Annotated in this window: 11 protein-coding genes; all 11 read right to left on the bottom strand. The window is 44.7% G+C overall.

Translation table 11 applies throughout. The features are described from left to right. Nucleotides 1-945 (bottom strand): DNA translocase FtsK 4TM domain-containing protein (locus tag A3761_RS02015; RefSeq protein WP_197472737.1); only part of this gene is annotated, 945 nt, incomplete at its 3' end. Nucleotides 946-1,101: 156 nt separating this feature from the next. After that, nucleotides 1,102-2,334: an O-succinylhomoserine sulfhydrylase gene (locus tag A3761_RS02010; RefSeq protein WP_068515759.1), complete on the bottom strand. Its 1,233-nt coding sequence runs from the start codon at nt 2,332-2,334 to the stop codon at nt 1,102-1,104. A 61-nt stretch (nt 2,335-2,395) separates the two neighbouring features. Beyond that, nucleotides 2,396-3,904: an amidophosphoribosyltransferase gene (gene purF, locus A3761_RS02005; RefSeq protein ID WP_068552637.1), complete on the bottom strand. Its 1,509-nt coding sequence runs from the start codon at nt 3,902-3,904 to the stop codon at nt 2,396-2,398. A gap of 27 nt (nt 3,905-3,931) precedes the next feature. Then, on the bottom strand, nt 3,932-4,423 hold the full coding sequence (locus A3761_RS02000) for a CvpA family protein (protein ID WP_068515765.1): 492 nt from the start codon (nt 4,421-4,423) through the stop codon (nt 3,932-3,934). A 104-nt stretch (nt 4,424-4,527) separates the two neighbouring features. After that, complete coding sequence (locus tag A3761_RS01995; protein WP_068515768.1) at nt 4,528-5,226, bottom strand: SPOR domain-containing protein; 699 nt, start codon at nt 5,224-5,226, stop codon at nt 4,528-4,530. Next, entirely contained in the window at nt 5,219-6,508 is a 1,290-nt protein-coding gene (locus A3761_RS01990; RefSeq protein ID WP_068515771.1) for a folylpolyglutamate synthase/dihydrofolate synthase family protein, read from the bottom strand. The genes A3761_RS01995 and A3761_RS01990 overlap by 8 nt, the downstream gene beginning before the upstream one ends. Before the next feature lie 3 nt (nt 6,509-6,511). Then, nucleotides 6,512-7,477, bottom strand: coding sequence for an acetyl-CoA carboxylase, carboxyltransferase subunit beta (gene accD, locus A3761_RS01985; RefSeq protein ID WP_068513657.1), 966 nt, complete (start codon nt 7,475-7,477; stop codon nt 6,512-6,514). Nucleotides 7,478-7,523: 46 nt separating this feature from the next. Beyond that, nucleotides 7,524-8,327 (bottom strand): tryptophan synthase subunit alpha, encoded by an 804-nt coding sequence (gene trpA / locus A3761_RS01980; RefSeq protein WP_068513659.1) that lies wholly within the window; start codon nt 8,325-8,327, stop codon nt 7,524-7,526. 2 nt (nt 8,328-8,329) lie between these two features. After that, nucleotides 8,330-9,556: a tryptophan synthase subunit beta gene (trpB, locus tag A3761_RS01975; protein ID WP_231872142.1), complete on the bottom strand. Its 1,227-nt coding sequence runs from the start codon at nt 9,554-9,556 to the stop codon at nt 8,330-8,332. Beyond that, nucleotides 9,531-10,166, bottom strand: coding sequence for a phosphoribosylanthranilate isomerase (locus tag A3761_RS01970; protein WP_068513752.1), 636 nt, complete (start codon nt 10,164-10,166; stop codon nt 9,531-9,533). The genes trpB and A3761_RS01970 overlap by 26 nt, the downstream gene beginning before the upstream one ends. Nucleotides 10,167-10,309: 143 nt before the next feature. After that, the coding region (locus A3761_RS01965) for a tRNA pseudouridine(38-40) synthase TruA (RefSeq protein ID WP_197472736.1) at nt 10,310-10,813 on the bottom strand (504 nt) is incomplete at its 5' end.

Genomic DNA, 10,813 nt, shown 5'->3' with positions numbered 1-10,813 from the left:
ATATGGTTGTTTGCCTTTTGAAGTCTTAGGTGAGGCACGGCCCTTATCATCAATATAAGGCTCACTTCGCTTAGTGGCTTCACCCGTATCGGTTTTCTTAGAAAGCTTTTCTTTTAAAGCAGTGAGTTTTCCTTTAAGCAAAGAAACGGACCCTGTACTTGAATCTTTTTCGGCACGCTCCGGTGAAACATCGTTAACAGGGCGACGATCGTTAATATGAATTTCTCTTTCTTTAACTTGCTCTGCGATTTGAGAGGCTTCAGCGTCGCGCTTAAGCTTTTGATCAAGGCGCAGATCACGTTTATCAAGATACTTTGAATATAGGCGCTTAATAACGACAGATAATTTATCGTAAAGTTTAATCGTCAACGCTCCGGTTTTATCCATCAGCCCTAACCAGGAAATCCCGGTAAAAACTGTCAGACCAAATAGAAGCATCGACACTAACATCAAAGTAGTGCCCAGGATGTTAAATTGAGCGAGCATACTGTTTGATAATTCCATACCAACAATACCACCCGAAACGTTATCTAAGCCTGCGACCGAATAAATAGCCAATAAACCCGTGGCACCAAGCAAAGTCAGAACAAAACCGATAACCCGAATGATAAACATTGGCCAATGAAAGACCTTCCTGGACTTTCTATTCTTAAAAAGCAGCGCGGCGCGATAGCCGATTAATATTGGGAAGAGGTAGGAAACATAGCCAAAAAAGTGCAGCAGTATATCGGCAAACCATGCACCGGCTTTACCACCGTAATTTGAAGCAACCTGATTTGTACCCGTGCTACTCCAACCAGGATCCATCGGAGAGTGGGAAATTAATGCAGCGAACAGAAAAATGCAGACAGCAACCGTTAGAATCAAGGCACCTTCACGCGAGCCTTGGGATAAATAGGCATGAAAATGATGTTGTTCTGAGTTACTACTACCAGGTTGTGCCATGTCGCTTATCACTGAATTACTAACTATGGTTGGCGAATCGAAAAAATATAAGTGTACGGACTATAGCTAACAGTATAGGAAAGCTTGAGGTATTTTTTAACTTTTATCGTTAATTATATGAAATATAGGAAAAAAGCTTTGCAGCAACAGGCTTTATTAAGCGATTGCTGCAATGCCACGACTCAAGTCTGCGATTAAGTCATCAGTGCTTTCAAGCCCAACCGAGATTCGAATCAAATTATCACTGATACCCGATTTATCACGATCTTCCTGACTTAAACGACCATGAGTCGTTGTCGCAGGATGAGTAATCGTAGATTTAGCGTCACCTAAGTTAGCGGTAATTGAAACAAACTCCAGCGCATCTATAAAGCGCCAAGCTGCTGCCTTGTCTCCCTTAATTTTAAAGGACAATACACCGCTATTTCCTGTTTGTTGGGATGCAACCAGGTCTGCCTGAGGATGACTTGCTAAGCCAGAGTAAAACACTTGGTCAACTTCAGCTTGTTCTGACAACCACTGAGCGATTTTCATAGCCCCATCACCGTGAGCTTTCATACGTATACTCAGGGTTTCTAAGCCCTTCAGCATCACCCAGGCATTAAAGGGGCTCAAGGCAGCACCGCCAGAACGGATAAAACCATGAACCTCTTCGATAATTGCATTTGAGCCGACAACCGCGCCACCCAAACAACGTCCTTGGCCGTCAATGTATTTAGTCGCTGAATGCACTACGATATCAGCACCAAGCTTCAAAGGCTGCTGCAAGATAGGTGTACACATGCAGTTATCAACAACAAGCAAGCAGCCTTTCGAATGACGCCCTTGTCTCGCCAGTTCTGCCAGTCTTGCGATATCAACTACTTCACACAGTGGGTTCGACGGCGATTCAAGGAATAGAAACCTAGTATTGTCCTTGATGCTGGTCTGCCATTGCTCGTAATCAGTCAGATCAACAAAGCTAATCTCAACACCAAACTTCTTTACAAACTTTTCTAGCAGAACTGTCGTCGTGCCAAAAACACTGCGCGAACAAATGACATGATCACCCTGCTCTAACAGAGCGTAGCAAACAGACATAATAGCAGCCATACCCGATGCTGCAGCAACACCACGCTCGCCTCCTTCTAAGGCAGCTAAGCGCGCCTCAAACATCGCAACCGTTGGATTGGTGAAACGCGCATAGATGTTCCCAGGCTCTTCGCCTGCAAATCGTGCAGCAGCTTCTTGCGCTGAATTAAACACAAAGCTTGAGGTCGGAAAAATCGCTTCGCTGTGTTCAAGCTCAGGACTTCTAATTTGCCCAGCTCGTACTGCAAGCGTCTCTAAACCAACACCGTCCAAATTTGGAACGGGAATATTACCTTTCGGTGGCTGGCTATTCGCCATCTCTTCTCACCTTTAATTCGAATTTTTAGTTTTCTATGACAAATAATGAGCTAATTCAGCCTTAATTGTCGTTATGAAGATCGATAGTGGCGTCATCTTCATTTAACTTCTTTTTGTTTGAATCATTACGTGCTTGCTCAAGCCTGTCGAGGTAATCACCACATATATCACCCGTTGGATAGACTCCGTTGAAGACCGAGCAATCAAACTCATCAATGTCTTCGTTTCCATCTTTCGCACAACGAATAAGATCTTCCAGGTCTTGATAAACTAGCCAGTCTGCACCAATAATTTCCTGAATATCTTCAACCGTGCGGTCATGTGCAATCAACTCAGTTGCAGCAGGCATATCGATACCGTAAACATTTGGGTATCTTACCTCAGGCGCGGCAGATGCAAAGTACACGTTTTTAGCACCAGCGTCTCTAGCCATTTGTACGATTTCACGACATGTCGTACCCCGTACAATTGAGTCATCGACCAACATAACGTTTTTATCTTTAAACTCTAGTTCAATGGGGTTCAACTTCTGACGTACCGACTTCTTACGCTGATTCTGGCCTGGCATAATAAAAGTACGACCAATATAGCGGTTCTTGATGAAGCCTTCGCGAAACTTCACACCCAACTCCACCGCCATTTGCATTGCAGAGGTACGGCTAGTATCGGGGATAGGCATGACAACGTCGATATCGTGATCAGGACGCAGTCGTTTTACTTTTTGGGCAAGTGTTTCACCCATACGCAGGCGCGCCTTGTAAACAGAGACCTTATCTATAATAGAATCAGGGCGCGCGAAGTATACGTGCTCGAAAATACAAGGTGTCAGTTTAGGGTTTTCAGAACATTGCTGTGTATGCAGTGTTCCATCATTCTCAATATAGATCGCTTCACCAGGCTCTATATCGCGCACAAGCTCAAAGCCTAGGGCAGCAAGCGCTACGCTTTCGGAAGAAATCATATATTCGGTGCCCTGCTCCGTCTCACGCTTGCCATAGCAAACCGGACGAATACCGTAAGGGTCACGAAAAGCCAACACGCCGTAGCCAGTGATCATGGCAATGACTGCATAGGCGCCTCGGCACCGCTTATGAACTTCTTTAACCGCGTTAAAGATTTCTACTTGCGTAGGTACCAGCTTTCCTTGCTCCTGAAGCTCGTGAGCAAAGACATTCAATAGTACTTCTGAATCGGAATTAGTGTTTACATGACGTAAATCCGACTTCAGAACCCCACTCGCTAGCTCAGCCGTATTAGTCAGATTACCGTTATGCGCTAAGGTAATACCATAAGGAGAGTTAACATAAAAAGGCTGAGCTTCCGCAGAACTAGAAGAGCCTGCAGTTGGGTAGCGCACATGCCCAATACCTACATTGCCTTGCAGGCGTTTCATATGCCGTGTACGAAAAACATCACGTACTAGGCCATTATCCTTTCTTAAAAAGAAACGATCATCTTGGCAGGTAACAATGCCGGCAGCGTCCTGGCCGCGATGTTGCAAAACGGTTAATGCATCATACAACGATTGATTCGCGTTGTTTTTTCCAACAACACCTACGATGCCACACATATGACTACCTCTTTAAAAACGTTTCTATCAAACTTTGGTTTCTTTATGACTTTCGAATACTGATCGAGACCATTGCTCTAATATAGACAAATTCTCGATCATTACCGAATTTTGCCACCAGTCGCTTTGCTCAAAAGGCGTTAAGCGAACAATGGCTACAAGCACAACTGCAAGAATTAACCCCCTGGCAAGACCAAACACAATTCCTAGCATTCTATCTATTGGGGTTAAGCCAGTTAAACGTATCAAAGCACCAACAATGAAGTTGATACCAGCACCCACCAGCAAGGTACCTATAAACAACATAATAAATGCTGCGATGGTTCTTAGTACTGGTTCATTAATTGAGTCAATCAATAAGGTTTGGAGATTAGGATGAAAGCTGCGCGCCACAATAAAGGCAACCACCCATGTAGCAAGCGACAAGGCTTCCTTAACAAAACCTCGCCTGAGACTCATTAAACTTGAAAGTGAGATAATGACGATGAGCGTCCAGTCGGCCCAATTTAAACCTGACATTTAAAGCGCATTAACCCCGTTAGTCTCTGACTTGCAATGATACATTTAACCCAAACAAATGATATCCAAAAAACAGGCGCGCATAATAACAAAGATAATGGGGGTTACGCATCAAAAAAGATGAGTCGACTATCAACCTTATACTTTTGGTCGAGTTTCTTCTTGGTTTTTTCAGCTTCACGCTTCTTAACAAAAGGACCGGTGAAGACCCTAATCGCTTTTTTACCGCCCAACAAAACTTCTTTTGTATGCCCGTCAAAACCATCGGCCCTGAGTTTGTCTCTTAGCTTATAAGCGTTCTCAGTTTTACTAAACGTTCCTAACTGAACCATCCAAATATTTTTAAAAACGGGCAAATGCGACACTTTTGGCTTGGAAGCCAGTGGACGTTTAGAGGCTGCTACGACAGGCTTAACTTCTTTGGGCTTAGGGGATTTTTTGACAGCTGCTGGGCTGGAAGGACTCTTTACCTGGACATCATCCGAAGGTTTTGACGCCTCATCGCTTAGGGCGCCAAGCTCAATTTTCTTAATAGCTTTCTCAGAGGGGCTTGGCTTAAGCAACTCATCACCCTCTACAACTTTACCCGTGTCGCTATCGACCGAGAGCACTTTGAACTGAGGTTGAACCGGCTTACCGATCTCTATTGTTTTATAGTCAGGTTTGGGTGGCACCGGTACTAAAAGACTTCGTCCTTCGTTATGAGGCTTATCAAAAATCATTGGCAGAAATATAATCGCCAAAGACAAGATAACGAACGCTCCGACCAAGCGTTGCTTTAAACTATCAACTGATTCACTCATAACTATCCATAAACTTTTTTGCGGCTTCGACAGTAAAGAACGAGCCAAACACTAACACAAGCGACTCTTTACCAGTAGTCATAGCCGATATTTCCTTCTCTTTTTGCTCTAGGCTAAACGCAAGTGCTTGATCTATCGTCTCGAAGCTAAGAACCTTATCGGACACTTCAGAAAGCACACTCTGCAATTCGGCAATAGACATTGCTCTGTCAACATTCAATGGCGCTATTAGCCAGCGATCCACAGATTCTGAAAGTTCCGCGACAACGCCTCGAACATCTTTATCTGCTAACGCAGAGAACACAACTTCAATTTTATCTTTTCCCTCACCCTCTTTTAACAAAAAGGACTTTAGGAACCTTGCTGCGTGAGGATTATGGCCTACATCAAAATATAAGCCTTTTACTTGGCTAGACTGTTCAAGGCGCCCTGACAACTTAACATTGCACATGCTTCGATATACCGAGTCGGCATCCAGCGAGCGGCCATCAAGCAATAGAGCGATTAACTGATAGGCGAGAAGAATATTGTTATCGGGTAAATTTAGCTTTGGAAACCCCTGAAACTTGAACCTACTCAAATCTTTCTGGGCAACACTCACCAAGTCATCGTCAATATAGAAATCTTCATGACAGACCAAGGTTTGACAAGCGAGCTTCTCAGCACATTCAAAGACGCTTTGAGGAAGGTTTTCACCAGCCAAAAATGGCTGACCTTTCCTTAGGATACCAGCCTTCTCTCTGCCTATTTGTTGAATATCGTCGCCGAGCCAGTCAATGTGATCAATGTCGATTGAAGTAATCACGGAGATATCTGCATCAACGATATTTACGGCATCCAAGCGCCCTCCTAAACCGATTTCGAGCAACACGACATCAAGATCTGCATTAAAGAGGACGTACAAAGCAGCCAAGGTGCCGAACTCAAAGTAGGTAAGCGGAGTGTCTCCCCTCACCTCGTCAATATATTGGAAGGCCTCAACAAGCTGATGGTCACTTGCATCAACGCCAAGCAATTGGACTCGTTCGTTGTATTTAGATATATGTGGAGAAGTATAGGTACCACACCTTAGCCCTTGCGAAGCCAGGCCAGCTTGGCTCAAAGCAATTGTCGAGCCCTTGCCATTAGTACCTGCGACCACCACAATTTTTCGCGGGCGCGCCTCAAAGCTCATTTTTTGGTAGACAGACTTTACTCTATCTAAGCCAAGCTCAATTTCTTTTGGGTGAGATTGTGATATGTGGCTTAGCCACTGATCGAGAGTGTTTAGCACGTTAGGCATGACTTAGGTAGACTGAAGCTCTTCACTCTCAGGTTCGGAATCAGAACCATCGCTATCAGCACTACTTTCTTCAGGTTTAGTCTCTTTAACTTCGTCCGGCGCTACTTTCGCCACTCTGAACTCTGTCAGTTTTGAAATAAGCGAAGACAAGCGATCCCTTAGTTCATGGCGCTCTAGTATCATATCGATTGCGCCATGCTCTAGCAAAAACTCACTCCGTTGAAAACCTTCTGGTAGCTTCTCTCGCACAGTTTGCTCAATAACACGTGGTCCGGCGAAGCCTATCAAAGCATTTGGTTCTGCGATATTCAAATCGCCCAACATCGCCAGACTAGCAGATACTCCACCAAATACAGGGTCTGTTAGTACAGAAATATAGGGAAGTCGTGCCTCTTTTAACTTCTCAAGTGCAGCGGCTGTTTTCGCCATTTGCATAAGTGAGATCAAGGCCTCCTGCATCCGCGCACCACCACTGGCACTAAAGCAAATCAATGGTTTACTTTCATCAAGACATAATTTTATCGCGCGAACAAATTTCTCCCCGACGACAGCCCCCATAGAACCACCAAGAAAAGAGAACTCAAATGCAGCAACGACAACCGGAACACCGTTTACTTCACCCTTAAAAGTAATCAAAGCGTCTTTTTCACCGCTCGCTTTTTGATTCGATACCAACCTGTCTTTGTATTTCTTCGTGTCTTTAAACTTCAGACGATCAACCGGCTCAAGGTTGGCATTAAGCTCAACCCGGTTATCGGGGTCAAGAAAGAGATCAATTCGCTGGCGAGCGGATACACGCATATGATGTTGGCATTTAGGGCAAACATTAAGATTTTTCTCAAGCTCAGGGCCATATAAAGCAGCACTACACTTTGGGCACTTTTTCCATACGCCTTCAGGTATATTGCCTTTTGAACCCGAGTCAGAACGAATCGACTTGGGTTTAATGATGTCCAGCCAACTACTCATTTTTCTACCTACACTCGTAACTTACACATTCAAAGTAAGAGATGGATTAAGCATCCATTGCAATACGCATTGATGAAACCAAGCCCTTAACGGCCTTATTTAACGCAACTTGATCATCTTTATTTTCAGCAATCAGATTTACAATGACGCTGCCAACAATAACGCCATTAGCTAACTTGGAAACAGCAGCAGCTGACGCTGCATCTCTAATCCCAAAGCCAACCCCAACCGGGATTTGGTTATATTTTTGGATCAATGCAACCTTCTCGGCAACCTCAGTTGTACTCAGTTCAGCTGAACCGGTGACACCTTTAACGGATACGTAATATACATAGCCGCTGCTATGACGACCGATATGCTGTATTCTCTCGTCGGTAGTTGTCGGTGCGATCAGGAAGATAGAGTCCAGATCATTTTCTTTCAGAAATGGTACAAGAGATTCAGCCTCTTCAGGCGGCAAGTCGACGATTAACGCACCATCAACACCAACCTCGGCAGCTTCAATAGCAAATTTTTCGTAACCTTTAATTTCCAAGGGGTTTAGGTAGCCCATCAATACGACCGGAGTATCTTGGTCTGTTTCACGAAATTCCTTCACCATCGAAAATATATCATCAAGCGATACATTGTGTTCAAGTGCACGCTCGCAGGCTAACTGAATTACCGGGCCATCGGCCATCGGGTCGGAAAATGGCACGCCAAGCTCGATTATGTCTGCGCCAGCTTCGACTAAGGTATGCATAATCTCAACCGTTGCGCCCGGTCTAGGGTCACCGCCAGTTACGTATGGGATTAATGCTTTTTTACCTTCGGCTTGCAAGTTCTCTAATACAGATTGAATACGACTCATAACTACACCTCAATTCCATCTATGCCAGCAACGGTATGAATATCTTTATCACCACGACCTGAAAGGTTAATGATCATAATTTTATCGGATGACATCGTCGCCGCCTTTTTAATTCCATAGGCGATTGCATGACTTGACTCAAGTGCAGGCATAATACCCTCAACTAGCGTTAGGCGACGGAATGCAGCAAGTGCCTCATCGTCGGTAACCGACACGTAATTTGCTCGCTTCATGTCCTTCAACCAGGAATGCTCAGGACCAACGCCTGGATAATCAAGCCCTGCAGAAATAGAGTGAGTGCCCTGAATCTGGCCAGCCTTATCAGACATCAAGTAGGTACGATTTCCGTGAAGAACTCCCGGAGCGCCAGCGCATAGCGGCGCAGCATGCTCACCAGTCTCGATACCGTGTCCTCCAGCCTCAACACCATACATCTCAACATCGTGGTCGCAGATAAAGGGGTAAAATAAACCGATTGCATTCGAGCCACCACCTACACAAGCGACTAAAGCATCAGGTAATCGCCCTTCTTTCTCAAGGCACTGAGCTTTTGCTTCTCGACCGATGATCGCCTGGAAGTCACGCACAAGCATAGGGTAAGGGTGAGGCCCCGCAACCGTACCAATAATATAAAAAGTATTATCGACATTCGTTACCCAGTCTCGAAGCGCTTCATTCATCGCATCTTTTAGGGTTTTAGTGCCGCTTGTTACTGCTTCAACTTCTGCACCCAGGAGCTTCATTCGATAAACGTTCAGAGCTTGACGACGCACATCTTCAATGCCCATAAAGACCTTACATTCGAGGCCCAAACGAGCTGCAACGGTCGCAGAAGCAACACCGTGCTGACCTGCACCTGTCTCAGCAATCACTCTTGGCTTACCTAAGTACTTAGCTAATAGTGCCTGACCGATGGTATTATTTACTTTGTGCGCGCCGGTATGATTAAGGTCCTCTCGCTTAAGGTAGATCTTTGCACCGCCCACTTCTCTAGTCAGACGTTCGGCAAAATAAAGCGGTGAAGGCCGACCCACATAGTCAGCCATATCCTTATCAAACTCTTTACAGAACTCAGGGTCATCTTTGAGAGAAAGGTATTTCTTCTCAAGGTCTTCAAGCGATGACATCAAAGTCTCTGAAACAAATCGACCACCATAAGGGCCAAAATGCCCTTTATTATCAGGAAGTTGAGCTAACAATTCTTCAGTAATTCGTGTATTCGCTGGCACTCGACACCTCATCTACAAAACTTGAAACTTTAGAGTGGTCTTTCACACCCTTACGTAATTCTACACCGCCACTTACATCTACCGCATAGGGGCGCACCTGTTTAACAGCAGCGCGCACATTCGAGGCGTTTAAGCCCCCGGCAAGAATAAGTGGTTTAGTGGTATTTTTTGGAATAATTGACCATTCAAAGGCCTCTCCTGTTCCACCAGGAACACCTTTTTTATAAGTATCTAGCAATAAGCCTAAGGCACTAGAGTAATGTTTATCGGCCTCTAGAATATCTTGCTCGCACTGAACACGCACGGCTTTAATATAAGGACGATCAAAGCTTGAACAAAAATCTTCGTTTTCATCGCCGTGAAACTGAATAAGGCTTAGCGAGGCTAGGTTAGAAACCTCTTTCACATAAGACTTAGAAGCATTAACAAATAAACCTACAGCAGAAACAAAAGGTGGAAGTTTAGCAATAATATCGCAAGCAAGTTCAGGAGAAACATAACGCGGACTCGGTTCATAAAAAACAAAACCAAGCGCATCAGCACCGGCGTTCACGGCACCCAAGGCATCACTTAAAGATGTTATACCACAAATTTTTGTTCTAGTGCGCACTTTGTCTTGCACAACCCTTTAGCTAAAAATAAATATGCGTCAGCATTATATCGATTTGCTAGACTGCATAATAGTGAAAAATAGTTGAGGCGCTGCTCGCTTCCTAAAACACAGGGCCAGACCATACATACTACAATGCTTAACTAGTCGAGCCTATGAGAAATACGCCACAGATCTGCATCATTGTCCATGCTTCCCGATGCACTTGCAATCATTGAGCGAATTATCGACGGCGCTCCTTGAGATACAGGCACACCAAAATGGGAGGGGTAATCGACATGCGTTAAGAACAAACCATTTGGCTGCGCAGTCACTCCCCCCTTAGTCCGGTCTCGTGCTTCGAGCACCCCGGCACACCAATCTACTGGTTTTCTCTGCTTACCTATTTCCATCAAAACACCAGCAATGTTACGAACCATGTGATGCAAAAATGCATTTCCCTTAATATCAATAACTAAAATATCGCCGAAGCGTTGAACATTAATAAATTCGACAAACCGAAACGGCGTTCTTGACTGGCAGCCTACAGCCCTGAACGAGCTAAAGTCATGCTCACCCACCAAACATTGAGCTGCCTGGTGCATCTTTATTTCATCTAAGGGGTCATGACACCAAGTCATTTCATTATGGAAGATTGAAGGCCTGAC

This window comes from Oleiphilus sp. HI0123 (assembly GCF_001635315.1).
The sequence above is the reverse complement of the archived record's forward strand: the minus strand, read 5'-3'. Positions and strand labels throughout refer to the sequence as shown.